The organism is Paenibacillus flagellatus (assembly GCF_003217775.1).
In the GTDB taxonomy this organism is placed as follows: Bacteria; Bacillota; Bacilli; order Paenibacillales; family NBRC-103111; genus Paenibacillus_AB; species Paenibacillus_AB flagellatus.
The window spans coordinates 50,445-77,149 of the sequence record NZ_QJVJ01000005.1; the positions used below are offsets into that span (position 1 = coordinate 50,445).

The 26,705-nt window shown below is 57.6% G+C and carries 28 protein-coding genes; 4 read left to right on the forward strand and 24 right to left on the reverse strand.

What is annotated here, in order from left to right; genetic code table 11:
* The first annotated feature begins 2 nt into the window (after positions 1-2).
* A complete protein-coding gene (locus DLM86_RS12290) occupies positions 3-911 on the forward strand; it encodes a LysR family transcriptional regulator (RefSeq protein WP_110840315.1) in 909 nt (302 codons plus the stop codon).
* Here the strand turns inward: DLM86_RS12290 and speD are convergent.
* The 6 genes from speD to DLM86_RS12320 all read right to left on the reverse strand — a co-directional run bounded on the left by speD (position 857) and on the right by DLM86_RS12320 (position 5,793).
* Positions 857-1,723 carry an adenosylmethionine decarboxylase gene (gene speD, locus DLM86_RS12295; protein WP_110840316.1) on the reverse strand — a complete coding sequence of 289 codons (867 nt, stop codon included), beginning with the start codon at positions 1,721-1,723 and terminating at the stop codon, positions 857-859. The genes DLM86_RS12290 and speD overlap by 55 nt on opposite strands.
* Positions 1,724-1,914: 191 nt before the next feature.
* Positions 1,915-2,595 (reverse strand): 3'-5' exonuclease, encoded by a 681-nt coding sequence (locus tag DLM86_RS12300; protein ID WP_158289447.1) that lies wholly within the window; start codon positions 2,593-2,595, stop codon positions 1,915-1,917.
* 35 nt (positions 2,596-2,630) lie between these two features.
* The gene (locus DLM86_RS12305) at positions 2,631-3,338 is read right to left on the reverse strand and encodes a DNA alkylation repair protein (RefSeq protein ID WP_110840318.1); all 708 of its coding nucleotides are present in this window, start codon (positions 3,336-3,338) and stop codon (positions 2,631-2,633) included.
* Positions 3,339-3,525: 187 nt separating this feature from the next.
* Positions 3,526-4,149 (reverse strand): stalk domain-containing protein, encoded by a 624-nt coding sequence (locus DLM86_RS12310; protein ID WP_158289448.1) that lies wholly within the window; start codon positions 4,147-4,149, stop codon positions 3,526-3,528.
* A gap of 79 nt (positions 4,150-4,228) precedes the next feature.
* Positions 4,229-4,831: a hypothetical protein gene (locus DLM86_RS12315; RefSeq protein WP_110840320.1), complete on the reverse strand. Its 603-nt coding sequence runs from the start codon at positions 4,829-4,831 to the stop codon at positions 4,229-4,231.
* Between the two features lie 17 nt (positions 4,832-4,848).
* Entirely contained in the window at positions 4,849-5,793 is a 945-nt protein-coding gene (locus tag DLM86_RS12320; RefSeq protein ID WP_110840321.1) for a stalk domain-containing protein, read from the reverse strand.
* Positions 5,794-6,109: 316 nt separating this feature from the next.
* Between DLM86_RS12320 and DLM86_RS12325 the strand changes: the two genes are divergently transcribed.
* Positions 6,110-6,556, forward strand: coding sequence for a nuclear transport factor 2 family protein (locus tag DLM86_RS12325; protein WP_110840322.1), 447 nt, complete (start codon positions 6,110-6,112; stop codon positions 6,554-6,556).
* A gap of 424 nt (positions 6,557-6,980) precedes the next feature.
* Here DLM86_RS12325 and DLM86_RS12330 read toward each other — a convergent pair whose 3' ends face one another.
* From DLM86_RS12330 to DLM86_RS12375, 10 genes are all read right to left on the reverse strand, one after another.
* The gene (locus DLM86_RS12330) at positions 6,981-7,814 is read right to left on the reverse strand and encodes a sugar phosphate isomerase/epimerase family protein (protein ID WP_110840323.1); all 834 of its coding nucleotides are present in this window, start codon (positions 7,812-7,814) and stop codon (positions 6,981-6,983) included.
* 56 nt (positions 7,815-7,870) lie between these two features.
* Positions 7,871-8,371, reverse strand: a complete 501-nt coding sequence (locus DLM86_RS12335) for a GNAT family N-acetyltransferase (RefSeq protein ID WP_158289449.1) — start codon at positions 8,369-8,371, stop codon at positions 7,871-7,873.
* Between the two features lie 51 nt (positions 8,372-8,422).
* Entirely contained in the window at positions 8,423-9,403 is a 981-nt protein-coding gene (locus DLM86_RS12340; protein WP_245954563.1) for an ABC transporter substrate-binding protein, read from the reverse strand.
* A gap of 89 nt (positions 9,404-9,492) precedes the next feature.
* Complete coding sequence (locus DLM86_RS12345; protein ID WP_110840325.1) at positions 9,493-10,332, reverse strand: AraC family transcriptional regulator; 840 nt, start codon at positions 10,330-10,332, stop codon at positions 9,493-9,495.
* 42 nt (positions 10,333-10,374) lie between these two features.
* Positions 10,375-10,785 (reverse strand): hypothetical protein, encoded by a 411-nt coding sequence (locus DLM86_RS12350; RefSeq protein WP_110840326.1) that lies wholly within the window; start codon positions 10,783-10,785, stop codon positions 10,375-10,377.
* 36 nt (positions 10,786-10,821) lie between these two features.
* Positions 10,822-11,439: a hypothetical protein gene (locus DLM86_RS12355; protein ID WP_110840327.1), complete on the reverse strand. Its 618-nt coding sequence runs from the start codon at positions 11,437-11,439 to the stop codon at positions 10,822-10,824.
* 80 nt (positions 11,440-11,519) lie between these two features.
* Positions 11,520-12,197, reverse strand: coding sequence for a ribose-5-phosphate isomerase RpiA (gene rpiA / locus DLM86_RS12360; protein ID WP_110840328.1), 678 nt, complete (start codon positions 12,195-12,197; stop codon positions 11,520-11,522).
* Positions 12,198-12,360: 163 nt separating this feature from the next.
* A complete protein-coding gene (locus tag DLM86_RS12365; RefSeq protein WP_110840329.1) occupies positions 12,361-13,902 on the reverse strand; it encodes an ABC transporter substrate-binding protein in 1,542 nt (513 codons plus the stop codon).
* Positions 13,903-13,963: 61 nt separating this feature from the next.
* Positions 13,964-14,857: a carbohydrate ABC transporter permease gene (locus DLM86_RS12370; RefSeq protein ID WP_110840330.1), complete on the reverse strand. Its 894-nt coding sequence runs from the start codon at positions 14,855-14,857 to the stop codon at positions 13,964-13,966.
* A 19-nt stretch (positions 14,858-14,876) separates the two neighbouring features.
* Complete coding sequence (locus DLM86_RS12375; protein WP_110840693.1) at positions 14,877-15,752, reverse strand: ABC transporter permease; 876 nt, start codon at positions 15,750-15,752, stop codon at positions 14,877-14,879.
* A gap of 365 nt (positions 15,753-16,117) precedes the next feature.
* Here DLM86_RS12375 and DLM86_RS12380 point away from each other — a divergent pair, with 365 nt between their 5' ends.
* Entirely contained in the window at positions 16,118-18,355 is a 2,238-nt protein-coding gene (locus DLM86_RS12380) for an AraC family transcriptional regulator (protein ID WP_110840331.1), read from the forward strand.
* A gap of 92 nt (positions 18,356-18,447) precedes the next feature.
* On the opposite strand, the gene DLM86_RS12385 is transcribed toward DLM86_RS12380, so the two are convergent.
* Entirely contained in the window at positions 18,448-18,798 is a 351-nt protein-coding gene (locus tag DLM86_RS12385; RefSeq protein WP_110840332.1) for a hypothetical protein, read from the reverse strand.
* Between the two features lie 206 nt (positions 18,799-19,004).
* Here DLM86_RS12385 and DLM86_RS12390 point away from each other — a divergent pair, with 206 nt between their 5' ends.
* Positions 19,005-19,739, forward strand: a complete 735-nt coding sequence (locus DLM86_RS12390) for a creatininase family protein (RefSeq protein WP_158289450.1) — start codon at positions 19,005-19,007, stop codon at positions 19,737-19,739.
* A 91-nt stretch (positions 19,740-19,830) separates the two neighbouring features.
* Here the strand turns inward: DLM86_RS12390 and DLM86_RS12395 are convergent, their stop codons facing one another.
* From DLM86_RS12395 to DLM86_RS12425, 7 genes are all read right to left on the reverse strand, one after another.
* Entirely contained in the window at positions 19,831-20,112 is a 282-nt protein-coding gene (locus DLM86_RS12395) for a hypothetical protein (protein WP_146250203.1), read from the reverse strand.
* The gene (locus tag DLM86_RS12400) at positions 20,096-20,845 is read right to left on the reverse strand and encodes a class I SAM-dependent methyltransferase (RefSeq protein ID WP_110840335.1); all 750 of its coding nucleotides are present in this window, start codon (positions 20,843-20,845) and stop codon (positions 20,096-20,098) included. Before DLM86_RS12400 ends, DLM86_RS12395 begins: the two co-directional genes overlap by 17 nt.
* Positions 20,846-20,871: 26 nt before the next feature.
* Complete coding sequence (locus DLM86_RS12405; RefSeq protein ID WP_158289451.1) at positions 20,872-21,717, reverse strand: aminoglycoside adenylyltransferase domain-containing protein; 846 nt, start codon at positions 21,715-21,717, stop codon at positions 20,872-20,874.
* Positions 21,718-21,820: 103 nt separating this feature from the next.
* Positions 21,821-22,078, reverse strand: a complete 258-nt coding sequence (locus DLM86_RS12410; RefSeq protein WP_342773082.1) for a DUF2164 domain-containing protein — start codon at positions 22,076-22,078, stop codon at positions 21,821-21,823.
* A gap of 49 nt (positions 22,079-22,127) precedes the next feature.
* Positions 22,128-22,643, reverse strand: a complete 516-nt coding sequence (locus DLM86_RS12415) for a class I SAM-dependent methyltransferase (protein WP_110840337.1) — start codon at positions 22,641-22,643, stop codon at positions 22,128-22,130.
* Positions 22,644-22,768: 125 nt separating this feature from the next.
* Complete coding sequence (locus DLM86_RS12420) at positions 22,769-25,588, reverse strand: polysaccharide lyase 8 family protein (RefSeq protein ID WP_110840338.1); 2,820 nt, start codon at positions 25,586-25,588, stop codon at positions 22,769-22,771.
* 42 nt (positions 25,589-25,630) lie between these two features.
* Positions 25,631-26,689: an alpha/beta hydrolase family protein gene (locus DLM86_RS12425; protein WP_110840339.1), complete on the reverse strand. Its 1,059-nt coding sequence runs from the start codon at positions 26,687-26,689 to the stop codon at positions 25,631-25,633.
* Positions 26,690-26,705: the final 16 nt, after the last annotated feature.

Genomic DNA, 26,705 nt, shown 5'->3' on the forward strand with positions numbered 1-26,705 from the left:
GAATGGAGCTGCTGCAGCTGCACTACTTTCGCACCGTCGCCAAGCTGGAGCATATGACGAAAGCCGCCCAAGAGCTTCGTATCGCGCAGCCTGCGCTCAGCAAGACGATCGCCCGGCTCGAGGACGACTTGGGCGTGCCGCTGTTCGACAGACAGGGGAGACACATTCGGCTGAACGCGTTCGGCAAAGCGTTTTTGAAAAAAGCGGAGGCGGCGCTTTCGCTTTTGGAGGAAGGCCGGCAGGAGCTGGCCGATTTGGCGGGGTTGGACAACGGCACGATTTCGCTCGTGACGTCTACGTTGAACCGATTGTCGGAACCGATCGGCGCGTTTCACGCCCTCCATCCCGGCGTTCATTTCCGAATCAGCCATGCGTCCATGGAACGGATGGAGCAGCTCATCGAGCAGGGCGACATCGACTTCGGATTTACGGCGATCCCGATCGAACGGACCGGCATACGCGATACGCCTTTGCTCGACGAGGAAGTGTTTTTGGCCGTCCCGCCCGGACACCGGTTCGCACAGCGGAGCACCATCTGCCTCAGCGACGTTGCCGGGGATCCGTTTATCGGGTATAAAGAAGGGTATCCGTTTCGGAGCATGAACGACGAGTTTTGCCGAAAAGCCGGGTTCAAGCCCAACATCGTCTGCGAGGTCGACGAGCCGGCCGGGATCGGGAGGCTCGTCCGTGCGGGGCTGGGCGTGGCGCTTGTAGGGGCTTGCCGAAGCGACGGAGAGACGCCGCTTCGGCTGCTCCGGATCGTCGATCCGGCCTGCCGGCGGACGTTCCGGCTCGCCTGGCACGAGTCGCGCTACATGTCCGCTGCGGCGCGGCGGTTCCGCGATTATTTGGCCCGCTATTTCGAGGAGATGAAGCGGGCGGACGTTCCGGCCTTTTCGGGAGAGGTTTGATCGGCGGGCGTCATATTTTTGCCGTAAAAGATTTCGTGCATTTCCGTCTGCAGCTGATCCGTAATCGCCTCCGCTTCTTCCGGCGATAATTTGTCCTTCGTATAGCCGAACAGGTAGTTGTTCAAATCGAATTGCCGGAGCTTGCATTTCGTATGAAAAATATGCTCCTGATACACGTTCACGTCGATCATGTCGTACAAGCGGCGCACGTTTTCCGGTATATAGTTTTGGATGGAACTGATGTCGTGGTCGATAAACAGCTTCTGTCCGCTAATATCCCGGGTGAAGCCCCTCACGCGATAATCGATCGTCATGATGTCTGTATCGAACGAATGGATCAAATAATTGAGCGCCTTGAGCGGCGATATTTCCCCGCAGGTCGATACGTCGATATCCGCGCGGAACGTGCTGATCCCTTCGGTCGGATGGTACTCGGGGTACGTATGAACCGTAATATGGCTTTTGTCCAGCTGCATGACGACCGCTTCCGGAAGGGGCCCCGGCGATTCGGCGAACGATTCGGTCGGCACTTCCACGACAGGCCCCTCGGATACGAGCAGGGTGACGCTGGAGCCTTGCGGCACGTAGTCCTGCTTCGCGATGTTCAAGACGTGCGCGCCGATTATGTCGGATACCGACTTTAAAATATGGGTTAGCCGCTCGGCGTTATACTGCTCGTCAATGTATTCGAGGTACGCTTCCCGTTCCTCTTTCGTTTTCGTGTAGCAGATGTCGTACATATTGAAGCTTAACGATTTCGTCAAGTTATTGAAGCCGTGCAATTGAACGACTTGTTCCGGCGTCAATTTCATCGCCGCTTTCCCCTCGCTCTCGGATTTTTTTCCTATTGTTCCCTCCGTCGCGAAAAAGAACCGGAGAACGGCGAGAAAAAGCGTAAGCTCCGAACCGACCGTTCATGATCAGCCTCGGAGCTTATGCTCTCCTTCGTTCGATATCCCTCGACAGCGTTGGCTTGCATAAAGGTGTCGGGGTGCCATGCCTCTCAGTCACCTGTACCCTCTGCCCTGTACATGCCCGGTATTCGAAATCGTTTCACACGCAGCCCATCGATAACCCGTTCGCGAAAGGACCGCTCTTCGTATTCTTTCGCGATATGCCGAAAAATAGCGGCGATCAACCGGCAGTCGCCGAGCGCGTCATGCCGCTTAAAGCCGCTTGCGTCGATACCGTAATAGCGGATCAGGAAGTCGGTCGAGACGACGTCCGGTATGTCCGGATGAATATTCGTGAACAGCGCTTTCGTATCGAGCACGACGTTGTCGAACATCGGCAGACCGTACCGGTGGCAATGCTTCTCCAACATCGGGACATCGTACTCGTAACCGGCCTGGGTCACAAGGACGGCGTTGCCAACGAATCGGCGAAACCGTTCATACGCGTCCGGAAATTCGGGGGCTCCCGCCATCGCCTCGTTCGAAATCCCCGTCAATCGTTCGATAGCCTGCGGAATCGGCTTCGGTGAACGGACAAGCGATTCGAACGATTCGGCCGCACGGTCCTCCCCTTCATCGACGAAAACGGCGCCGATTTGCGTAATGCATTCCGTCTCGAAATGAATGCCCGTTCCTTCCAGATCGAACACGCAAAACGATCGGCTCGACCAGTCCGGCAGACGGACGCCGTGCAGCTCATACTCGGCTTCGGACACAAAAGTAATGGTCATCGGAACTCCCATTTTCGGATCTCCTCCGCCCCTCATCAGCAAATGCACGTCTTTTTCTTCACGCCGAGCTTGCCGGCTTGCTCGACCTTACGGATATAGTCGGAGGCGAGCGGCACTTTGCATGCCGTCTGCCCGACGTCGACGTGAACCGGTCCGATGGCGGCCGCAGCCTCCATCGCTTCCTCGTACAGCGCCGGAACGTAGCTGCCTGCGGCGATGACGAACGCGTTCATCGCATACCGAACCCGATTCCGTTCCTCGTGAAGGGTCGACTTCGCCTTCCCGAGCAGCTTGCGGATTTCATCCAGCTCAAGTCGTTCGTCGGGCGTGATCGACATGTAGTTGGCATAGGTGCTCCACCCGCATACCGCGATCATTTCTTCGGGCGATTCGATCCATTCCCGGGCGAGCTCGACGGCGTACGGGCTTTCCGCAGCCACCCAAGCGACCGTATATTCCGCCGGCATATACCAATTCGCCGCCCGGACCCATTGCCGCAGCATCGCTTTCGTCGCCGTCTTCGGGTCGACGGTCAGACCGGCCAAATACATCGCGTCGCTATTCCCCGTCTCGTACAAGGCGCGGGCCAGCTCCTGGTCCTTCCTCACCTCTTTGACCAGCTTTTTCAAATCGCCGACCTTGACCCCGAATAGTGGCTCGCTGGCCCCATGCCGCATAAAGGTTTTTTTCGTCTGCGCGTTCCCCATCGCTTCGAGCCTGCTCATGATTTCGTCCAAAGTCATCGCCTGCGCCCCCGTTTTCAAACCGTTATGCCGATACGTATTCGCGTTTCTTCGATCATACTCTTTCTGGCGGGCAACGACAAATCCTCGATGGCCGTCCAACATATCGCACCGCAAAAACGTTACCGCCGGCGAAAGCCGGAGGCTTTCTCGGAAAGCGCCGCGAAAGAACGATAGTACGGGGACCTCAGTCCGTTATCCCGCCGTTGAAATCCTCGATCGGATCTCCGAAGTAAACGACGTCCAGCTTCGCATAAGCGTACGAATCGATGTCGCCGTCGACGACTCCTTGAAACGGGACGACTTGAAACGGATTATCCGCCCAACCCCCGAGCGTAATCAGCTTCTCCGACGTGCCGAGCCGCTTGTCGTTCCGGTCGTAGAAATGGAGCCGCACCCGGGTTTGCATGAGCCGTTCCGATTGGATCCGGTCATCCGAGCTGTCGAGCAGCAGATAAGCGTCGACAATCTTATATTCCCCGTTTCTCCCGATGCCGGCCACGCCGACGGAGAGGCTGGGATAGTCCTCGTCTCTCAGCACCGGTCGATTGGATTCGTTATGCATGACGGTGATCGTTCCGGTCGCGGCGTCGAAGCTGACGGACGCGCCCAATCGCTCGGCGAAAGGCCTCAGCGGAACATAAGCGGACCCGTCATAGTTGAAAATCGGCTTGTCGTCCAAGCTCGCCGGCTTATCGTTCACCTTCAGCTTCACCGGAAATCGGCTCCATTCCCGAACCTCCTCCGCATACCCTGCCGTTCCCAAGCATAACGCAACGCCGCACAGCAGCCCGGCCGCAAACTTTTTCATGAAAGGCTCACCTCTCCCCATTCGTTGAAAGTTCTATCTTTCACCGGTCTAGCTTTTTTCCCTGTTGTGGAATCGCCAATTAAGCTATCGGCTTCATATCCGTTACCTGAACCAGCCTTCCTCGGATTTCGCCGATCGGCGCCATGTTCGATACTTCGTCGGAAACCAGTTCGCCGACGATCGTATACAATTGCCCCTTCTCCGGCAGCAGGCGGTCCATGTGCAGAAGCGTAAACGGCTGTCCGTCTTCCGTACGGATATACGCTTTAAACAGGTACATCCCTCTCCTCTCCTCGAATTCCAGCTCCGTCAAGACGCCCCGCAGCCGGATGCCGTTGTCGGGCGACAAGCCGCCGATCGCTTCTTCCACCCACAGCGCGTTGATCTCATCTATCGTTTTGTCCCGGTTGTCGTGCATCAACTGCCAGTCGTTCGAAAACGGAAAAAAATCGTAGCTTTCCGACTTGTAAAAATCCACCCGCTCGTTATACAGATCGTCCTCGTAATCTTCGTTATGCTCGGAGACGACCCCGATCTGCTCCTCTCCGCACTGTTTCGTATGATAAGCGAGAAACTTGAACGAATCGATGATGTCGAAATTTCCCCACCCCCACGCTTGGCGGGTGTAAAAGCCGCCTTTCCGACGGCATTTTTTGCAAACAAAATAGTAGGTAGTAGACATGTGTGCACCTCTCCGACTTATTCGACATGAATGACAAAACCGTATTCGGCATCTCCTCCCGTATTTTCCTTACCGGACCAAAAAGCGGTCATTTTATAGTAATAAGTTCCTTTTTCCGTTGGCAGTTTTACTTTACCATTCATAAGCACTTCATCTACAGCAACCTGCCGCTCATTCGTGCGCCTTACCTTTATCGGACTATCCGGCTTATTATTGCCGCGGAACGAAACGGTAAGTTCGCTCCCGCTTCGGGCAGCCGTAGCGGGCAATGCTTCATAAACGATTCTTCCAGTAGCGCAGCCCAACCAACAATACGATCCTATTCCAATTCGGGGGACTTTTCCATCAACATAGACTTCCGGAATAGGCGGATGATTTTGATCGGACAATAGCGCTATGAATAATTTCGCCTTAGCATAACTGGAGAAATCTCCATATAACGTTTCCTCAAAATGTTGCATGTGCAGCGGATTCACCGTCCTGCCATAAGTGATTGAAACCGGGGAACTTCCGAGCACTTGATCCGCATGATCGTAAAAAACAATTTTACCATAAAGCCGAAGACCGGGGCCCGCCTTCTTTATCTTTGTGTCGTCAAGCAAAACCAAGCCGCTAACGACCTTACCCTTCTTTTTTTCATGGATTTGAATGTTCCCGATGGAAACTTCCGGATAGCCCGGATCTTGAAGAAGGGGGCCTCCGGCAGGGGACAATATGGAAATCGTACGATCGCCTTCATCATAGCTGACAGTCGACTTCAAGTTCTCGGCTACAAAACGAATCGGAACATAAACGTGGTTCTTGTAGTTCAACACATCATAGCTATCGCTTACGGCTTTCGTTTCCCCATTAAAGTTGAAGGTCGACGGAAATAAAACGGCCTGTATGGCATCGCTGGCATAACCGACGCTTCCTAAACCTAGAATGAGTCCAAACAACATACCGCCCAAAAATTTTTTCATTCGTAACGATCCTCCTCATGCTAGAACCAACGGGTACGTTTCGATGCGGCAAACCGGAAAAACATTTCATTCCCGATCATGTTGACGCACCGCAACCCAAAAAGTTCCATCATCACACAAAAAAACCAACCGTTTTCATTCCAATATGAAAGCGATCTAAACACGCTTGACACGTTACCATTAAGTAACTTATAATAAATTTGTAATATGTTACTTATTAGTCACATTATAAAGCGAAAATGACTTGCTTGTCGGCCGGCGGCATGCAACAGAACGGAGAATGTAGTGATTCGCCAATACTGAGGAGGAAAAACGTATGAGTGATTACCCAAGCATTGTTGATCGCTTCGAGATCGAAGCGCTGCGCGGCGAGTTCACCGACGCGGCGATGATGCGCGATCCCGACCGGCTTGCGTCGCTGTTCACGGAGGACGGCGTGTGGCGGATTCCCCATGTCATGGAATTCGTCGGCCGGGAGCGGATTCGCGCCGGGAGCAAGCGGCTGCAGAGTCAGTGGGACTTTTTCGTGCAGACGACGCATCCGGGTACGATCCGGCTCGAGGGCGATACCGCTGTCGGCCGCGCCTACATCTCGGAACTTGCGCGCCTGCTCGACGGCAGGAGCGGACTGAACTACGCCGTGTACCATGACCGCTACCGGCGCACAGAGGATGGCTGGAAGTTCGCCGAGCGCGTCTACGAGATCAAATACCTCGATACCGCACCACTTTCAGGTTCGCCGAAGATCGACTCATTAGAGTAGAAGTCCAGAGCCGCAGAAGCTAGCAGCCTCGAATGGACCCTGCTCCAGCCCGTTGAGTCAGCACGCGAACGTATGAGGGAGCAGGGAGCGCCAGCGGACGCCATCGATTTCGTCCTAGGATGGTATGCCAAACCTCCAAAATCTGCTTACCGTGGCTCCGACCGTTATTAGACCGGCGCTCCTTTCGGGAAGAAATGTGAAGCATAAGAAAAGCTTCTGATCGAAGCCTTTCGATGAGGTACATTCGTGTTTTAGCGGTAGCTTATGCTTGGTACAGAAAGTCGCATTCGCTTTCGTGCTTTAGCGAAGTTAACGTTCAAAAAAAGGACGAGTCGGACTCGTCCTTCCATCGTACCCGGTATTTCGAATTCTAGAAGGCGATTCCGACAAGCCCCTTTTCAAACGAGTGTTTGTAGCAATCGGCTCAAGACTTGGCGTACGGCTCGACGATTCGTCTCACTCTCTCCAATCCTTCCCACATATCGCCCGGGCCGTCATAGATGAGCACGTAGGCGCCGTCGAAACCCGACTGCCGCGACGCGTCCAAACAGCGGCGAAATTCCGCCTCGTCCGGCATACCATCCTCGTCGAAGCTGGCCTTGGCATGGACGGAGACGCTGTGCGGCGACAGGAGGGCGATCTCTTCGTACTTTGTCGTCCCCCCGTAGTTGCCGAAATCGGTAATGAAGCCGACCTTCCGACCGGTCAGCTCCAGCAGCCGGAAGGAGCTGGCGCCGGTCGACGTAAGCGGCTTGAAGTTTTCGGTCACGACGCGAACGCCCCGGGCGTCTCCGTATTCGGACAGCTCGCCGAGAGCCGAAGCGGAACGGCGAAGTGCCTCTTCGTCCGTCGGCGGCGCCTCGCCGGCAATGATGCGGATCTGCCTGGCGCCGCAAGCGGCGGCGACATCGGTCCACTTCTTCGCCAGCGCAAGGTCCGCCGCGGCACGGCGACCGTCCGCCGATGTCAGGTCGCCGTAGTCGAGCAGCAGCGTATCCAGCGAAACGCCGGCCGCAGAAAACGCCGCGTGCAATCGGAGCAAATATTCCGTATCGGTAGCGGGGAAGTGAAAGTGGCATATTTCGACCGCCGCGTAACCACGCTTGGCGGCTTCCGCGGGGAGCTCGAGCAGCGTAATAACGTTCGGCTGCTCCTGAATGCGTGTTTCATGAGTACCATCAACCGCGTTCCAGACGGTCCAGCGCAAAGGACCGAGCAGCCGATGCAGGCTCCACGTACTTACGGATATGTAGGACATAGTAGGCCGTCCTCCCCTAACCCTTGTTCTCGATTCAACGGCAGCGCATACGGATGTTAAACCCGATCCAACTCCAAGCGGTAGCGGCAGCATTCGTTGCCGTCGTCGTCCCGGAATTTTTCGATTTCGGCAAAGCCGAGACTTTCGAACATGCGGCGCGATCGATCGTTGAATACGTATACCCCGTTGGTCGTTACGCTATCCCGCCCCAATTCCTTCGCCCGCTCGACGACGCGGCGCATCACCCGCTTGCCGATCCCCCGCGATCGGTAAGCCGGATTGCCGATCACGATCGGGACGCCGCAATCGTGGAAGAGCGAGACGTCGCCGATCGGAATCCATCCGTTTTCTTCCAGCACTTCGATCATATAAACCTCCGCCCGTTCCGTCAAGTACTGGTACATCGTTTCGATGCGTGCGGCGTCATACGGGTCGGCTAACTCTCCACCTTCGGAGTAAAATAAAACTTCCGGATCTTGATACCACGGCACCGCTGCCGCGATATCGTCCGGCAATCGAATCGGCCGCAAGCGCAAGTTTTCACCCGCCGTCAGCAACGTGATCTCCCCCTCTTCGGATTCATTTCCAATGAGAGGATCGTCCCCCTCTCAGTTCCCCATCGTTTTCTCGATGACGTCCAGTCCTTTGGACTGGCCCATTGCGAGCGGCCCGACGATTTCCGTGTCGACTACGATCAGCTTGCCGCTTCGAACCGCCTTCAAGCTCGTCCAAACCGGGTTCGTCTCCAGCTGTTTCAACGTCATTTGGGCCGTCCGGGTGAAGTCTTCGCCGACGAACAAATAATCGGGATCGATGGCGCTGACGCCTTCCAGACTGATTTCGCCCCAATCCTTCATCCCGTCGAACCGGCGGAAGCCGAGCTTATCGTAATAAGGCTGCATGCGCACACCCCCGTAATAGTTGAAGCCGTTGCCCCACGTCATCATGAAGATCGCGGACTTGCCCTTCTCCCCCGACGTCTCCATCTTCGCAGCGAGCCGATCCAGCTTGGCGTTATATTGATCGATGTACCGCTGCGCCTTCTCCTCCTCGCCGAGTACGGCCGCCACCTTCGTGATGGTATCCTGCCAGTTTTCCGACTGGGGGATGACGATCGTATCGGCGATTTTGGCCAAGTCGTCGACGATTTTCTCATCCTGCTCCCAGGCGATAATGACGTCCGGCTCGAGCGCCAAAATGTTCTCCAGATTCGCCTGATCGCCGAGGTCGGCGATGCGTCCGTCCTTGACGAACGGCTCGTATACCGGGAAGTTCCGAAGGGAGGACAGCCCGACGACGCCCGCCACCGCCTGCTGCTCGCCGATCGCGAACAGATGGTCCGCGTAAGGGAAGTACAGGATCGCTACTTTTTGCGGCTTCCGCTCCAGCACCGTCTCTCCTTTGGCGTGAACGATCTTTTTCGGGAATGCGGACGAGGGACCCGGGGCCGGTTGGGCTTGTCCGGAAGGGCTGTTCCCCGTTTCGGACGCACCGCTGGATGTGGCGGGCGGCTTGCCGCCGCATGCCGACAACGCCAGCAGGATAAGGACGAGCATACCGAACGCTGCGCTTTTTTTCTGAATGAACATGAATACGTCTCCTCCGTCTTCATTTCAATGATAACGATTCTCATTATCACATTATAAGGAGCGAAGGTCCCTTTGGAAATAGACGATTCCTAAAAAGCGCGTGCATAATTTCCGAAACGGCTCCGGAACCCGCTGGGAGTATACCCCGTATGTTTGCGGAACAGCCTGCTGAAATAGTGGGCGTCCTCGTAGCCGACGCATTTGGCGATGCCGCTGACCGGGCCGTTGCTCGCGACGAGCAGATGCTTCGCCCGTTCGATGCGGTGACGGATGACGTAGTCGATCGGGAATAGGCCGACCGCCTTGTTGAATGCGTACGAAAACGGCTTCGCGTCCATTCCCGCGATATCGGCCAGCCGCTGCAGCGTCAGCGGCTCCATGTAGTGATGGTGCATGTAGTCCAGCACGATATCGACGATTCCCGCACTCTCCCGGTTCGCCCGGTTGTGGGCCGACTTGAGCGTCTCCAGCGTGACGCGGTAGAACAGCTCCTTCGCTTCCAACGCATGCAAACTGCCGGGCGTCCCCGCCGCCTTGTGCAGCCGGCGGAGCAGCTCGACGATCGCCGGGTTCTCCCCCGTTTCCAGCACGAAATGACGCTTGGAGCAGTCGCCTGCTCCCGTATTCGACGGCGCATCGGCCGAATAGTGGATAAGCACGTACTTGAACGGTGCCGGTCCGGGAACGTCCAGCGACAGCGTCATCCGAGCCCCGCCGTGCGCCACCTTTCCCGGTGCCAGCTCATACCGGGTACCTTCGAATTCGAAGAAGGCGCGCCCATGCAGCGCAAAGACGAATCCGGCATACGGAGTCCGATTGTCCTGCGAATGGCCCCTGTAGCTTCCCGGCTCGATTTCCGATTCGTAAACCCCATGGACCGAAAACGCCCCGCTCGCGAAATGGCCGGCCAGTTCGTTCGGATCGACCACGCCCTTCCCTCCTTTCCCAATCGGCGTCGGCGCCGGATTCCGCTACGGCTCCATCATTCGATTGCGGATCAACAGGCCGATTCCTTGCCGCTTATAATGGCGGACGAAGCCGTTGTCGATATGCAGATGGCTGAGGAGTCCCATTTGATCCGCTCCGGGCTTCGAAGGCTTATAGTCCGTCCGAACGTAATACAGATTAAAGTAAACGGTATCGTCATCCGCACGGGGCTCGATCCGATCCAGAGCTTCGATCGCTCCTAGCCGGTCCGTATACGCAAACCCGCCGTTCTCTATGATGTAGAAAGGATATTGCAGCCCGGTCCTTTCGATAAGGGCGTGGAACGGCTTAAGCTCGTCCGGAATCGTGTCATCGTACGTTTTCGCATCCTCCGCCCGCTGAAAGATACCGGAAATCCACAATCCGGCTTCGTTCCGCGCTTCATAGATGTACAACGGAATCTTCTCCCCCTCTCTCCGCTTCCGGACCCGTTAACCTGCCCGGTTAAAGTCGTATTTCGTATACTTCCGGATCGTCTCGTCCCCGGCCAAATCGTCGAACCAGTCCGAATGAATCCAGATCGGGATTTGCAAAATCGATTCGAATTGCTCCGCCGCCTGCTCCGGATTGTCCGTCTCCAGCACGTTCAATAGCCGTCCGACGTGTTCATGCCCCAGCAGCTCGGACAGCACGCCGACATCGGCGCTCTTCTCCTCCATTTCGTAGTCCGCGTAAAGCGATTGCCACCCGTGTCCGGTCAAGGTTTCACCGTTCGCGAACACGTTCATTTCGAACACATCGTCGTCGAAATAAGAAAATGTAAAGACAGGCGATCCGATGTAGCCGGACAGCGTCTCACCGAACGCTTCCGTCTCTCCCCAGCCGAAGCAATCGTTCAAAATCGTAATCCATCCCGGCTTCCATTCGGCGATATAAAAGATGTTCTTACGCTTGGCGACTTCCAGGAGCAAATGTCCGAAGCCCGGCATCCTTTCCAACGCGGCTTGCTCCGCCGAACCGTTTTCGGCAGACGTCATGTCCTTCAATGCCGACAAGACGGCTTCCAGCTCGTTCGTCATCACATGTACGTTTCCAAATTTCGTTCCCATAGCGTTCCTCCTCTCAGGTCGCAAAACCGGCTGCATGATTGTACCGAATGGATGCCCCGAGCACCGGGCCGTTTTCGGTTTTACTCCCCTCGCTCCATAACGACGATGCTTCCGTCCCCGCAGCCGACCATCACGACATGCGCCATGTTCGCGAACAGCCCGTTGTCGACGACGCCCGGTATCGCATTGATCGCCTGCGCCAACGGTTCCGGCTCCCGGATCAAGCCGAAATCGCAATCCAAGATGAAGTTTCCGTTGTCCGTTACGTACTCGCACTTGTCCGCCATCCGAAATCGGGATGCGCATCCCAACGATTCCAACGCCCGCTTCGTCGCCTCCGCCCCGAACGTTACGACTTCGACGGGCAGCGGGAACGCGCCCAGCCGATCGACGCGTTTCGTGTCGTCCACGACGACGACGAAACGCCGGCTCGCCGCCGCCACGATTTTTTCCCGCAGCAGCGCGCCGCCGCCGCCCTTGATCAAGTTCAACGCCGGGTCGACCTCATCCGCGCCGTCGATGGTCACGTCGAGAACGTCCGTTTCCGCGAAGGTGACGAGCGGGATGCCGAACTCCACGGCCAGCGACTCGGAACGGGACGAAGTGGCGATCGCCTTGACGTTCAGCCCTTCCTTTACTCTCTCGCCCAGCTTCCGAATCGCCCAGTATGCCGTCGAGCCCGTCCCGAGCCCTACGGTCATCCCGTCCTTGACCTGCTCCGCCGCCGCTTCCGCCACCCGCCGTTTGATCTCCTCCATCGTCCGCTCGCCCCCTAGTCGTATCCGCGACCGCGAATCGCCCTCCTCGCGCCGCCTTCATTTTCCATCATACTAAAGGATGCGCGGACGAAGATCAAGACGGGGTTGCCGCAAAAAGCGAAACGACCGCCCCCGAACGAATTCGGGAGGCGGCCGCCAACGATTACTTGATTCCGGCTTCGTCCAAATATTGAAGCCACTGCTTCTTGTACTCGGCCTGGATTTTATCCAACCCGGCCGCTTTCGCTTTCTCCATGAACAGCTTCAGTCCGCCTTCCACGTCGTCGACGAGGCCCATTTCGAGCGGCGCGAGATACTGCTTCGCCACCTGCTCGAGCGCGGCCCGCTCCGCCTGGTACGACGTGAAGTCCTCGGCGAAACCGGAGTAAATGTCCGGCTTGGCGATTTTATCGAGCTGCGCGAATATTTCTTTCACGCCGTCGTACCCTTTGTCGAACAGCATATATTCCGGGTTGCGCCACGACCAGCCGTTCATCGCTTCCCGCGGGAAGCCGTTCGTCTTGCTGTCGCCGATCATTTTGTAATACCCGTTCTCGACCGTATAGTTGACGCCCTCGATGCCGTACTCGGTCAGCTGGTTGTACTGCTTGTCGGTGACGAGCTTCTCGTAGAACGCGATCGCCCGTTCCGGGTTCGGACTGCTCTTCGGAATGGCGAAGCCGTTGCCGATCGGGGTGACCGGCGTCGCGTACCCTTTGATGAAGGGGAACGGCGAGTACGCCAGCTTCCAATCCGGGTGCGCCGACTGCGTCTTCGTGTTCATGTCGTTGAACATCGACGGATTGTGCGAGAACAGCGCGGCCGATTTGCCGTTGATGACCAGGTTATTGCCAAGCTCCTTCTCGTTCAGCACGTTTTTCGACCAGAACCCTTTGTCCGCCCAGCGCTTCGCCACTTTCAGTCCTTCCAGGTGAGCGGGAGACCCCCACAGCGCCGTCATGTCGCGCGGCTTGGAGTAAGGCGCCGTCATCCCGTACGGGAACGAGCCGGCCGGGTCGATCGTCAGCTCCAAATAGTTGCGCATGTTGAAGCCCGATGCCAGCGGGAACAAATCCGGCACGTTTTTCTTGATCCCGTCCAAGTAGGCTTCGAACGTCGCGATCGATTCCGGCTTCGGCAGGTTGAACTTTTCCCTCAAATCGTCCCGGTAAATGAAGCCGCCGGTCGTATACTCCTTGTACGTCGAAGGCACCGTAAAGATTTTGCCGTCGATTTTCGCCGCGTTCCACATATCCTTCGGAACGAAGTCGTTCAGCTTCGGCGCATATTTCGGAAGCAGCTCGTCGAGCGGCTGGAACGCGCCTTTCTTCGCGTACTGCTGGTAGCCGAACCAGTTGGCCGTGTAGATCAGGTCGATCGGCTGGCCGGACGTGAGCAGCAGCTTGTACTTGGTCGTATTGTCGGTCCACGAAATGTAGTTGAACTTCACCGTGGCGTTCAAATCTTTCAAAGCGAGCTCGTTGATCTTCGCTTCGATGACCGGCAAATCTTTGGGCGGATCGCCCAGCATGTACAATTGCAATTCGACTTTCTTCGAAATGTCGAGCCCCGGCGTCGACGATGCCGGCTGCTTCGCCGCCTCTCCCCCGGCGCCCGGCTTGCCGCCGGAGCAGCCGGCGACCAGAGCTGCGGCCATCGCCGCAGCCAGGAAGCGGGTACTCCATTTCACTGCCTTCTTGTTCATGTGAAGCCTCCCTTTGATCGTTGTCTATATGTCAGCCGGCGAAATTGCGTTTCCGCCGGAACTAACCCTTTACCGCGCCGACCGTGAGTCCCTTGACGAAATACCGCTGCACGAACGGATACAGCAGCAGGATCGGCCCCGTTACGACGAGCGACATCGCAAGCTTCGTCGACTCCATCGGAATGTCCCCGGACAGCGTAATGCCGGCGCTTGCTCCCAAGTCGGCCAGGAACGACATCGTGTTGATGATGTTGTACAAGTAATATTGCAGCTCGAATTTATTCGGATCGTTGATGAACAGCGACGACAAAAACCAGCTGTTCCAATAGCCGAGCGCCATGAACAGCCCGACGGTCGCGATGCCGGGCATCGCCAGCGGCATAACGATGCGGTAATACATTTTGAAGTCGTTTGCGCCGTCGATTTTCGCGGACTCGATCACTTCGTCGGGCACGGCCGACTTGATGAAGCTTCTCATCAGGATGATGAGAAACGGCGAGGCCAAGCTCGGAAAGATGAGCGCCGTATACGTATTCGTCAGCTTCAAGTACGACGTCATCATGATGTACCACGGGACAAGCCCGCCGCTGAACAGCGTGGTGAAGTAAATGTAGAACATGATTTTGTTGCGGTACTTGAAGTCTTTCCGTTGAAGAACGAAGCCCGCCATCGTCGTCATGAACAGCCCGATCGTCGTCCCGACGACTGTGACGAACGTGGTGACGCCGTACGCCCGAAGAATCGGCTCCGGCGAAGCGAAGATCGTCTGATACGCCGTCAGCGAAAACTGCTTCGGGATAAGCCGGTAGCCGTCCCGGACGATCGATTCGTTCAACGTAAGCGACCCCGACAAAATCAGCAGAAACGGAAACAGGCAGGCGACGGCGGCCAGCGAGACGACCGTATAGGCGATTACGCTGAACGCGACGGATTTTTCCGATGCTCTCACATTCATGGCCATTCCTCCCGTGTCGTTAGAACAACGCGTAGTCGTCGTTGATTTTTTTGATCAAATAGTTGACGGAGACGATCAGGACGAAGCCGAAGACGGATTGATACAATCCCGCCGCCGTCGCCATGCCGATGTCGAACGTTTCCTTGAGCGAGCGGAACACGTACGTGTCGATAATGTCCGTCGTGCCGAACAGCAGGCCGTTGTTGCCGATGAGCTGATAGAACAGGTCGAACTGCCCCTTCATGATGCTCCCGATCGAGAACAGCAGCAGCAGGACGAACGTCGGCATAAGCATCGGCACCGTGATGTACCAGATGCGCTGAAGGATGTTCGCGCCGTCGATCCGCGCCGCCTCGTAATATTCGTCGTTGATGCCCGTGATGGACGCCAAATAGATGATCATGCTGTAGCCGATTTGCTTCCACAGGTAGAAGCCGATCAGCAGGAAGATCCAAATCCACGGCGTGTTGTAAAAGTTGAACGGCTCCATGTCGAACGATTTCAGCAGTGTGTTCACGAATCCCGTTTCGTAATTGAACATGTTGTACGAAATGGCGCTCAGCAGCACGAACGAGACGAAGTAAGGCAGGAATAGGATCGACTGCGTCACCTTTTTGAACCATTTCCCGCTAATTTCGCTGAGCAGGACGGCAAGCGCGATCGCAAGCACGTTTTTCAAGACGATAAACGCCAGATTGTAGCCGATCGTATTCATCGTGAGCTCGAGCAGCTTGCCGGATTTCCATAAAAACTTGAAATTGGCCATGCCGACGAACGGGCTCCCGAAAAGTCCTCCATTGAAATCGAAGCTCGTGAACGCGAAATAAATGCCGACCATCGGAACGTAAGAGTTGATCAAGAAAAACAGTATCGTCGGCAGTATCATCAAAAACATCAGCTTGTTTTTGTTCAGTTCGTACCAAAATCCCCGTTTGGTCACGTTTCGTTCCTCCTCCGGCTGCGGGTGTGTTGGTTAGACATGAATCGGATCTCGATGGCCGCATCCCCCTTCCGCCACTCATCGTAACCGAAGTCGTCCGGACGGCGAAACTCCACTTTCCGGCATAAACATGCATTTTTCCGCGGTTTTGGCGCCAGTTCGGGGAGTGAACATTTCGCACTTTCATACGTTCTTTCTACTTTTTGTGGTTCCCGTCTGGTATCCACAGCTTCATTTACGGTATACTTTTTTACGAAACCGAGCAAGTCCGTAATGTCCCCGACATCCGGAATCGCACATTGGCAAGGGGTGGTCAAGAGATGAACCTGTCCAGCGAGAACAGGAGCTTTTACAAAAACATTTTGATCAGCTTGTCGGTCAGCATCGTGCTCACGCTGCTCATTTCCTCGACGCTGCTGTTCATGAATTTCGAAAGCATCGCGCTGCGCCAAGTGTCCCGGTCCGATCTGAACAGCCTGAAGCAGACGAGCCGGGAAGCGGCGAAAATGACCGATACGGCGAAAACGCTTTCGTTTCAAATTTACCGGGATTTGACGATCGCCAAGCTGATCTTTTTCCCGAAGCCGGACATTTACGACGTAACGATCGCGATGCAGCAGCTGGACAATTACCGGCTGTCGATGCCGTTCATCGAATCGATTTACGTATACAATGCGAATTCGGGGACGTATTATATCAGCTCGGATACGTTCCGCAACGGGAGTCAAACCGAGGAGGAGCTGGACGATCGGGGAATCGTCGATATTTTTCGCGACATCGACAAGTACCGGCCCTACTATCCGATACCGAGAACGTATACGATCGGGGACGAGAAGCAGGTCAGCAGCTACTCGTACTTGTCGTTCGACGAGCTCGACGCCGAGCTGAGCGCCGCGGTCGTCGTCAATATCGCCGAGTCGTGGGTCAACAAAGATTTCGACAGCTTGACTGCCGGCACGGGCGGAAGAACGTTCATCATGAACGGGCGCGGGGTGCTGCTTTCGAGGAACGGGGACGATCCGATGCTGACGGATTATTCGGGAAAGGCGTACATTCGGCATATCGTGGAAAACGAGTCCGGCTCCGATTATTTCGTCGATACGGTCGATGGCGTCAAATCGCTCGTCTCGTATACGGCTCCGGATGCGCTTGGCTGGAGATACGTGCGAACGACGCCATACGCGGACATCACCCGCGAAATTGCGGTCATGCGGGCGAAAACCGTCTATTTCAGCCTGGCGCTGCTGCTCGTCGGCTTGCTCGTGTCGGTACTCGCCACCCGTAAGCTGTACGGTCCGATCCATAACGTGCTGCAGCGGTTGAAAGCGCTGGAAACGGAGCGAAGAGACAACCGGCATATATTGAAGCAGGACTTCCTTCGCAACATCGTACTGGGCCGGGAGAGCTGCGGTCCCGCCACGATGCAGACGAAGCTGGCCGCGTTCGGCTCCCCGATCCGCGTCGACCGCCATTCCCGGCTCGTCCTCCTCAAGCTGGACCGCTATTCGGAATGCGTCGACAAATACCGGGACGGAATCCGGTTGGTCAAATACGCCGTCCTGAACATATGCGCGGAGATCGGCTCGGCCGCGATGCATGTCGAGACCGTCGATCTGGGAGACGACCGGATGCTGCTGCTGCTGTCCGGCGACGAGCCGCGCCGGATTTCCGACGACGACGCCGTCGACGACATGCTGCGGTCGATGCAGGCCGCCGTCGTCAAGCATCTTCGGCTGTCGGTTTCCGTCACGGTAAGCCCGGTGCGGACTACGTTCGACCAAAGCATCCTGCTGTATAACCAGGTGAAGGAAGCTTCGCTGCACCGGCTGTTCCACGGGCACGGCTGCCTGCTCCGGTCGGACGACGTTATGGCCTTGAAAACGAAGGAATATGCGTTTCCGGTTCAGCGGGAGAAAGTGCTGGTCGATTGCCTGATGACCGGCAAAACGGACGAAGCGAAGGCCGTTCTGGCCGAGATGATCCGGGCGACGTCGGAATATCCGTATCCCGTCGTGCAGCTGACGATTTCCCACTTGACGTTCACCGTCATCAACGTCTTGAACACGATTCGGAAAAACAACGCCGTGCCGATCGAAGCCGACTTGGATTCGGCGCTCGTCTTGCCGGACCGGGTGGAGGTCCTCGACGAGATTTTGGATCAATTTAACGGGATATTCGACCGGCTGAGCAAACGGCTGGAGGACAAGCGGAGCGCGAAGCAGGAAGAGTTGGTGCGGCGGATCAACGAAATTATCGAGCGGGATTACGGCAACCCCAATCTGTGCCTGAACTCGATCGCCGACGAGCTGGACATGTCGCCGATCTATTTGAGCCGCCTGTACAAGCAGCTGACCTTCTATACGTTGACGGACGTCATCCAGGACGTTCGCATGAAGGAATCGAAGCGGCTGCTGCTCGAATCCGATTGTTCCGTCGCGGATATCGCCAAAATGACGGGTTTTACGAGCAGCTCGTATTTTTACCGCATGTTCAAGAAATCGAACGGCGTGACGCCGAACGATTTTCGGAAGCGGACGGCCCAAAACGGGACCGTCTAAAGGAACGGACCGGCAGGCGCCGGTCCGGGTATGCGTGCGACCTTCGGGGGCGTTATGGCGGGGCCCGTCCCCCGGCTCTCCCCCTTGCCCGCTCATCCGCCGTTCAACGTCCGTTCCATCCGGTACCGGTTCAAATAGTCGGCCCGTATCGCCTCGTCCTCTTCGACGCGCGGATCGATCCGGGAAGCTCGCCGCTCGGTCATCCTGCCCTTGGAGAAGACGCAATGGTAATCGAAACACGCCTCGTCGAGAAGCGCGTTCTCCAGACAGCCCGCCGCGCTCGAGGCGACGCCGGCGTTGTCGGGATGCGTAACCCACCCGATCTCTTTCCAGTCCGGTATCCCTTCATCGTCTTGACCGGGGGCCGATACTCGTACGACGCCGGCAAATCGGCCGCGTACAAGTACAACCCGCCGAATCCGGTTCCGTCCACGCTCGTCCAAGTCGGCAAACCTTTAAACGGTAGCGAGAGGTCGGCCGGCCGGATTCCGGACTCTTCTTCGGGCTCCGGGAGAAGAAAAGAATAGAAACGTCCCAGTAAAAATCGATTTTGACCGTTTCACGGGGTTTCGGCGGACTGCTAGGATGGGAGTAGATGCGACCTCCAGAATCCGCCCGCCATTACACGTTGAAAGGGTGTCCGCCCCTTATGCTAACCATGTTCCACACGCGCAACGATTTCGAAGCGCATTCATCCGTTACCGCCGTCCTCCCGATCGGAGCGATCGAGCAGCACGGCAGTCATTTACCCGTCGGCACCGATACCATTATCGTCGGAGAGCTCGCTCACCGGCTTGCCGAGAGGCTCGACGCCTACTTGCTGCCGACGTTGAGCATCACCGCCTCGATCGAGCATCGGAAGAGCAAAGGCACCGTTTATTTGAAAGCGGATACGCTCGCCCTCGTCATTCGCGACATCGCCGATTCGTTAAGGGTCACCGGCTACCGGAAACTGATCCTCGTCAACGGGCACGGCGGCAACTGGATTTTGAAGCCGACGATCCGGCAATTGAACCGCGATTTCGAGGATGCCGGACACGCGATGGAAGTGATCCTGATCACGACGGGAATCGTTAATAAACGTACGGTCGGGATTGTCCAGCATACGGAAGGGGACATCCATGGAGGCGAGAAGGAAACGTCGCTCATGCTGCATTTTTGCGAGGAGCATGTGAAGAAGCCGGTGCAGCAGCCGCCGACCGCCGTTCCGCAAGATTTCCTCGATTACTTCGATGCGGTCGACTTGACCGGCGACGGCTATTGGGGATTCCCGGAAGCGGCCTCGAAGGAGAAAGGCCGCCTCATCGCGGACCTGTTCGCCGACTGCGCCGTCGATTATTTGGACCAAATCGAGCGGGTTCGGAAATCGTTGAAGACGGAATAGCCCGAAAGGCGAATTCTCGCGCCGCTGCGGAGGATTCGCTTTTTCGTGTGCGATTCCGTTAAAGTGAACCGGACGACGGAAGGCGGACGCATTACCGCTTTCGGCCCGCTCTCCATAACAAATACCGAATCGAATAGTACAGCGCACAGAGGATCAAAAAGACGATCGAATGTTCAAGCCATCCGATGGGGCGGGTTCGTCCTATCGATACGCTGTCGGATAAATAATCGACGTTGTCGTACGCCTTGACGATATCCGGGACATAAGTGTCGGTTACGTAGAACCCTCTCGCTGTCAAAAAAAGCTGAACCCCCGCGACCGCCGCGAACGAAGCCGCCGCCGCCTCCAACAGCCATCTACCTTCTTTCCTCATCCGGCTTCACCGCCGCTATCAATAGAAAAAGGGGCCGGCGCGTCTCGTCCCGCATGTCGGGATGCTCGGCCAACGCTTCCGGCGTCGGTTGAGGCTCGGACAGTCGCGTTATGCGGAATCCGGCATCGAGCAGCGCGTTGACGTGGGTGGCGACGGTTCGGTGGTATTTGACGACGTCGTGATCGAGAAATCGCGTCTGGCGCGGTCCTTCGTCCTGGTAGTCGTCCACGGGCCAATGCAGCCGCTCTCCCTGCGGGCCGTAATGCCAATCTTGGGCGGCCCGAGCCGTGAAGATCGGATGCTCGACCGAAAGGACGAACGAACCGCCCGGCGTCAGACAATGGTGGACGTTGCGGCAGGCGTCGTCGAATCGCTCCACGTAATGAAGCGCAAGCGAGCTGATGACGACGTCGAACTCCCCTTCGGCGAAATCGACGTCTTCGATGGCGCCGCGGCGGTATTCGATCGCGGGATCGTCCGTGCTCGCTCTGGCTCGCGCCAGCATATTCTCCGAGAGGTCCACGCCCACCACCGATCGAGCCTGCCGTTCGCGCGCATACCGGCAATGCCAGCCGTAGCCGCAGCCGAGATCGAGCACGCGTTTGCCCTGCAGCTCGGGAAGCATCTCCCGGAGCGCGGGCCATTCTCCGGCCGCGTCCAATCCGCCGACCGAGCGCGGCATTTGGCCGTACTTCTCGAAAAAGGCGATATCGTCGTATTTGTTTTGCTTCATTTCTTACGACCCTCCATTCGTTGCAGTCAGCGCGATTGCTCCGTACCGGGGCCGCCGAGCCTCGAACGGGCGTAATCCCTGAAGGCGAACAGCTTGTCCCGGTCCCATTCCCGGCCCCCCGTTCTTCTCTGCTCCTCCGTGACGGTCTCCGAGGAGCGGTAAACCTCGAGCGCCTGCCGGATGACGGGGTGATGCTCCCGGGGCAAATGGACGAGCCCCCAAAGGCCCCCCTCCTCCTTGCTGTACACCGTGCGGCTGTCCGAAGCCGTCAATTGGAAAACTCGGCAAATATTCAGCACGCTGTAGAAAGGCGTCTCCGCGATATGCCCGTCTTGCAAAATCCAGTCCAAGTCATCCCGGACGGCATCCCATAAAAACCGCCACTCCACTTGACCGAACGTTTCGGGGATCGGCCGGCCGTACAGGCGGATTCCTCGCTTCGTTACGTACATCAAGTGCGAGGGCAAGTCCGGGTCGGTACGCTCTTCCCGGTAGTCGACCTCGCGGTTGACGATCCGGTCGTGCCAGCTGGAGCTGTAGTGCCATTCGAACGGCATCGGAACCGGCACTCGCTTGGCCGTCTCCTTCGTGATCGCGCTCATCTCGACATTGCCGACGGTCGGTCGGCGGGACGCCTCCTCGGCGACGGAGATCGCGGTCTTTTCGGCCAAATCGGCTGACAGCCTGCCGTCCACGACCGCGATCAGGTCGATGTCGCTTTTCGGACGATAATAGCTGCCCATCGCCAATGAGCCGTGAAGGTAAACGCCGGTCAGCCGGTTTTGCAGCTCGCTCTTCAGCCGTTTCACCACATTCCCGACGAATCGTCGGATATCCTCGTCGCAGTCGGGCCACATTTGGGCGCCGGGCATCGTCATCTTCCTTTCGATTACCGGTTTCTCTTCATTGTAGAGGCACCCGGGCGCGTTCACAACGGATAGAATGGGTATAACGAATTCGGTGCGTTGCCCGCCTTTACCGCTTATGTCGCGTCGGTTTTTCCAGCGCATACAAATCGTCTTCGATTTGATTGACCCTTTCGTTGATCAACCCTCTCGCATCGGAAAGCGCTTTGTTGTACACATAAGGCCCGATCGCTTTCATCATGAAATCGAGAATGTGCTCCGCCGCCAAATCGCCGATCGTCTCGGACCGTTCTTCCTCGAAAAATGCTTGCACGTCTTTCACGATTTCCGCCCGTTCCTCTTTCGTCAGCTTAATGGGGATGATCATTGCGGTGGTCCCTTCTTTCATTTGGTATGGAATGCAAAGGCCCTATGCCTTAATCTCCGATCACGCATACGCCCGCGACCGGCAGCAGCTCGTTCTCGAATATACGCCGGATTCGAAAACCGGCGTTCAGCAAGTTGCGGCTCGTCCGCTCGGCAATAAGCGGGAGCTTGTCCGCGGCGGGAGGCTGATTGAACAAGTAGAGGGCGCCGCCCGGCGACAGCCGTTCGCGGAGGATGGCCAGCTCCCGGTCCGCGTCCATCCAGAACACATTCACGTTTACGGCGAATATTTTGTCATATCGGTCCCGGCCTAGATCGGCTTCGTGCAGCGCACCGGCCACAAAAACCGCCCTCCCGGACGATACATGCCCGGCGTTGCGACCGGCCGCGATTCGGATCGCGCCCGCCGATCGATCGATGGCGGTAATCGTCCCGCCGACCAGCATGTCGCCGATGAGAGATACCGCCGCGCCATTCCCGCAGCCGATTTCAAGCAACCGGTCCGAAGGGGCCACCTTCAATGTGTCGACGGCCCATCGCAGCCGATCGGCAACGGCTCCGCCCATCGGTTTGCACCTCCCTCCCCATTCTCTCCAACTTGCTTCCCTCCCCATCTTACAACATCGATTACAAAAAGCGCATCCATAAAAAAACGAGGCAGCCGATACGCTGCCCCGTTTTTGTCCTTGCTTCATTTCCAGTTCCCCGTGAACTTCAACCCCGTTCCGGCATAAAGCGGAGGCGCCGACGGATCGCTCGCATCCCTGACGATCAACGACAATACGGTCGTTGCGGGATTATCGGACGCCGGTCCTCCCATCAGGCGAACCGCGTAGCTTCTCCCGCTCGAATCGGTTCCCGTCCCTTGAAAGGACAAACTGTCATTCGTGACGACGAGCGATTCCGCGGCCCGAACGTCGAGCTCCCGCCCCTGGGGCTCCGCGTGCATCCGCAAGCGGGCTTCCCGCGGCCCGTCGACCGTCCCCCCTCCGCCGCTCAGCGTCAGATGAAGCTTCTTCGCCCGCTCCCCCCAAAAGGAATCGTGGTCGAGCGCCATCCATCCCGCCGCCCGGAATTCGCCGTCGTTCGAGGGTTCCGCCGACTTCTTGATCGTCACGTAATGGGTTTTTCCTCTCGAACCGGCGGTCGCGACGACCAATCTAATGGACTCGGTGCCCGCATCGGCTTGGATCGAATCGTCCTTCTCGACGACGGTGCCGGCGAGGCGGACATCGATTTCGATCTCGCTCCGGGTCTGGGACGGATCGGAAACCGCAACGGTGACGCGGTCGCCTACCTCCTTGATCATGACGGCCGCCGGATGACGGGCCGTTACGTAGCCGACGGTCCCCGCCTCCCAAAAATTCGCCGCCGTGATGCCGAGCTTCCGATCCCGCACCGCCTGCAACGCTTTCGAATTTTCGACGATGTCGATATCCGGACGTTCGCTATACGCTTGCGTCGCCTCCGCCGTTCGGCCGGGCAGCACAACGTAGGCATACGCGGCGTCCGTCGGATTCGTGCCGTGATTGAACGCAAGACTCATATAGTTCCGGACGATCCGCTGATCCGGCTGTCCGCTGTTGATTTGCTTCCACGACCCTTCCCGGGATTCGCGCTTTCCTTGGATGGAAGAGGCTCCGGGAAACACGTAGCCGATGTCCGATCCCGCCGCTTCGCCGGACAAGTGGGCCCATTCGACACGCTCCATCGTTTCGGACCAGCCGAGTCCGGCGGGCTTCGGGGCGCCGTTTACGATCAACGGGTTGCTGCCGGACGCATTCAGCTTTCGGTTTTCCGCGATCGTCTCCACGGTCCGATTATCCGCGCTCGTAATGCCGGCTCCCAGCGCGATGACCTCATCGTCGAACAGAAACCACGACTTTTTGCCGCGAAGCGTGCTTCCCGGCGGCGCCAAATCCATGCCGACCGCGCCGTATACGCCATCCATCGATACGCCGCCGACCCACGATTTCTCGCTTTTCCGGTTATACGGCCTTTCCAATCCGTCGGACGTCGTGCCGGGCAGCCGATACGGGTCGACCGTCGGCCAGAAGCCGTCGCCGAACTGCAGCTGATCGCCGTTGTACAAATACGTCATCCCGTCGCCGGTATACCAGCCCTTCAAATTTTCCCCGTTGCCCAGCTCGAAGTTGGCGATTCGATCGGAGAACATGCTGATGCCGAAGCCGTAGCCGGGGCGGCGCTGCACGGCCCGGTCCATCGAAGCGTATTGGCGGTAGGTCACCGTCGGCGCAGCCGGTACGACCGAGGGATCGTTCATAAGCGATTTCGCCGCGATGTAATCGGTCACGTTCAAGTTGCCGCCGTAAATATTCGGGTTATCCCCGTAATAGTTGGCGAACGTCCGATCCTCCGCGATCCATGCCTTCACCCTCCGCTTGATGCGCATGGCGACATCTTCGGGGGCGAACTGCGCCAGCCGGAGAATCGGCAGGATCGCCGCCCTGCCCGCCTTATGGTCCTCCGTCGTGCGCGAGATCGATCTTCCGCGCGTCATGTCCATCATCGCGCCTTGGTAGATCAGCGGCTCGAACGAATCGAACGCCCAGCGGTACACGTTGCCGACGTTCGGGTCGTTCACCTCCCACGGGGAGTGGGCGAAGAGCAGCAGCACATTCGTGATCTGGTCCATGAATACGGCTCCGTAGCTTCCGGTATAGGCGTGATGCTCATGAGCGATAAACGATCCGTCCGCGTAAAACCCGTCGCCTTTCGTCGTATACAGCAGGGCCGGAGCGAGGGCGTCTCGGGCCATTTCGATTTTGCCGGCATCCTTGACCAAGATCCCCCTCAGGCCGACGATCTGCACCCGGTTGATGCGGCCCGTTCCGTCCGTCGTCGCCTTTTGCAAAATCGAATAGGTCGGGTCGGGGAGAAAACGGTCGATCGGTTTCAGGTATCGGATCCGTTGCTCCGGCGATAATTGCTCATACATCAGCGTGACGATGTTGTTCAGCTGCAGCGGTGTGCCGACCTCCCAGTCCCACCAGTTGCCGAACGGCTGCTTCGACTCGTTGTACCACTTGTCGTACATCCAATCCAGCGACTCGACGATGTCCCGTTTCAACGGCTCGCTGCCGTACAGGGGTGAGCCGTTCATCGCAAACGCCGCCGCCATCGTGAAGAGACGGGAATACGCGCTCGTAATATGGGCCGACGGGGTTGTCGTATCAAGCCCGTCCCATAGATAGTCCCGGTCGGCGCTTCGCTTCATCGTATCTTGATACGTTTTGGCTCTGGTGGCGAACGATTGGACGAACGTTCTCAAATCCGGGTCGGCCGGATCGAGCAGCGAGCCGCCGGTCAGCCGGTCTTTCCACGCCTCCCGAAGCTTGTCGAAATCGTCGGGAGCGTCAGCCGACACATTCCCCCCGCTCGAATCCCCTTCCGCCCTAACCGGCCCCCCGCCGATCGTACCCACAACCGCCATGACGAACGTCAACAATCCGATCAGAACGCCCTTTCTCATGCTTGCCGTCGAAATCATGGAACGACAACCTCCCCCAACTGGGTATTAGTCCATCCGTTGTCAATCGAGCAAGCGGAGAGACGTTTTGACGAACGGCCATACCGGTTCCTTGTAATACCGATGGCCTCCGTGGCCGACATACAGCCGGCACCGATCGGGCGCTCCCATGGCCGCATAGATGCGCTGCACGTGGCCGATCGCCTCCCGCGCGGAATCGATCGGGAAAATGGCGTCGCGTTCCCCGTTCACGCACAGCAGCGGCCGCGGCGCGATCAAGCCGGCCACGTCGTACATTTCGCCGAGACGCAGCATGCCGGGCACGAAGTTGCACATGCAGTGCCAAACCGACTGCTCGAGAAGCGAGCCGCGGAACGTGCTGAAGAACGAGCCCGGCACGCACACCGAGATGCGCTCGTCGAGCGCCGCCGTGAACAAGGACACTTGGCCTCCCCCGGAATTGCCCGTTATGACGATGCGCGACGTGTCGATTTCCGGCCTCGTGCCCGCATACGCGATCAGCCTCCGCATATCGTGCACCCGCTCGCCGATGAGCGTGCGGCCGTACATCATCGCATGCTTTTGCAGCTCCGCGCACGAATTGTTCTTCTTCGCCTCGACCTCGTCCGCCCGCGCCATCTCCCAGAAGCCGCGTACGTCCATGGCGATCGCAGCGTACCCTTCCGCCACCGCCTGGAGCGCGATATCGCGCTCCCCTTCCAAGCTTTCCTGCCGCTCCTGCTCGTCTTCGAAATGGCCGACGTACACTTCCTTCCCGCGGCGTCCGTGGCCGTGAACCGCCAGCACGAGCGGATACGGCTCCTGCCCGTTCGACGGCAGCAGCAAGTAGAACGGGATCCGGATGCCCGCCTCCGTCTGCACGTAGCTTTTTTCCCGAACGTATCCGGGAAAGGACAGCCGCTCCACCGTTTCCGGCGACAAGGGCACATCGGCGTTGACCCGGTCGATATGCGCAAGCCCCGTCGCCTCCCACAGTCTCGCACGGAATCGGCGCTGCCACTCGTTCCAATCGCCCTCGGCGCCGACGCTGCGGTAGTCGAACTCCCGCTCGACGATCGCTTCCATATTGCGCACATACACGTTCGTATCGAAATGAATCATCGCGTTTCCTCCGTCG

Coding starts and splice junctions, on each gene's coding strand:
- DLM86_RS12310 (WP_158289448.1), bottom strand. CDS start 4,149: ATGAAAAAGTTTGCGGCCGGGCTGCTGTGCGGCGTTGCGTTATGCTTG.
- DLM86_RS12300 (WP_158289447.1), bottom strand. CDS start 2,595: ATGACCATTACTTTTGTGTCCGAAGCCGAGTATGAGCTGCACGGCGTC.
- DLM86_RS12410 (WP_342773082.1), bottom strand. CDS start 22,078: ATGATCATCCCCATTAAGCTGACGAAAGAGGAACGGGCGGAAATCGTG.
- DLM86_RS12320 (WP_110840321.1), bottom strand. CDS start 5,793: ATGAAAAAATTTTTGGGCGGTATGTTGTTTGGACTCATTCTAGGTTTA.
- DLM86_RS12425 (WP_110840339.1), bottom strand. CDS start 26,689: ATGATTCATTTCGATACGAACGTGTATGTGCGCAATATGGAAGCGATC.
- DLM86_RS12400 (WP_110840335.1), bottom strand. CDS start 20,845: ATGAAGCAAAACAAATACGACGATATCGCCTTTTTCGAGAAGTACGGC.
- DLM86_RS12395 (WP_146250203.1), bottom strand. CDS start 20,112: ATGAGGAAAGAAGGTAGATGGCTGTTGGAGGCGGCGGCGGCTTCGTTC.
- DLM86_RS12380 (WP_110840331.1), top strand. CDS start 16,118: ATGAACCTGTCCAGCGAGAACAGGAGCTTTTACAAAAACATTTTGATC.
- DLM86_RS12290 (WP_110840315.1), top strand. CDS start 3: ATGGAGCTGCTGCAGCTGCACTACTTTCGCACCGTCGCCAAGCTGGAG.
- DLM86_RS12355 (WP_110840327.1), bottom strand. CDS start 11,439: ATGGGAACGAAATTTGGAAACGTACATGTGATGACGAACGAGCTGGAA.
- DLM86_RS12305 (WP_110840318.1), bottom strand. CDS start 3,338: ATGACTTTGGACGAAATCATGAGCAGGCTCGAAGCGATGGGGAACGCG.
- rpiA (WP_110840328.1), bottom strand. CDS start 12,197: ATGGAGGAGATCAAACGGCGGGTGGCGGAAGCGGCGGCGGAGCAGGTC.
- DLM86_RS12415 (WP_110840337.1), bottom strand. CDS start 22,643: ATGGGCGGAGCCGTTGCCGATCGGCTGCGATGGGCCGTCGACACATTG.
- speD (WP_110840316.1), bottom strand. CDS start 1,723: ATGAAATTGACGCCGGAACAAGTCGTTCAATTGCACGGCTTCAATAAC.
- DLM86_RS12420 (WP_110840338.1), bottom strand. CDS start 25,588: ATGATTTCGACGGCAAGCATGAGAAAGGGCGTTCTGATCGGATTGTTG.
- DLM86_RS12330 (WP_110840323.1), bottom strand. CDS start 7,814: ATGTCCTACATATCCGTAAGTACGTGGAGCCTGCATCGGCTGCTCGGT.
- DLM86_RS12390 (WP_158289450.1), top strand. CDS start 19,005: ATGCTAACCATGTTCCACACGCGCAACGATTTCGAAGCGCATTCATCC.
- DLM86_RS12325 (WP_110840322.1), top strand. CDS start 6,110: ATGAGTGATTACCCAAGCATTGTTGATCGCTTCGAGATCGAAGCGCTG.
- DLM86_RS12370 (WP_110840330.1), bottom strand. CDS start 14,857: ATGAATGTGAGAGCATCGGAAAAATCCGTCGCGTTCAGCGTAATCGCC.
- DLM86_RS12365 (WP_110840329.1), bottom strand. CDS start 13,902: ATGAACAAGAAGGCAGTGAAATGGAGTACCCGCTTCCTGGCTGCGGCG.
- DLM86_RS12375 (WP_110840693.1), bottom strand. CDS start 15,752: ATGTTTTTGATGATACTGCCGACGATACTGTTTTTCTTGATCAACTCT.
- DLM86_RS12315 (WP_110840320.1), bottom strand. CDS start 4,831: ATGTCTACTACCTACTATTTTGTTTGCAAAAAATGCCGTCGGAAAGGC.
- DLM86_RS12405 (WP_158289451.1), bottom strand. CDS start 21,717: ATGCCCGGCGCCCAAATGTGGCCCGACTGCGACGAGGATATCCGACGA.
- DLM86_RS12340 (WP_245954563.1), bottom strand. CDS start 9,403: ATGTTCATTCAGAAAAAAAGCGCAGCGTTCGGTATGCTCGTCCTTATC.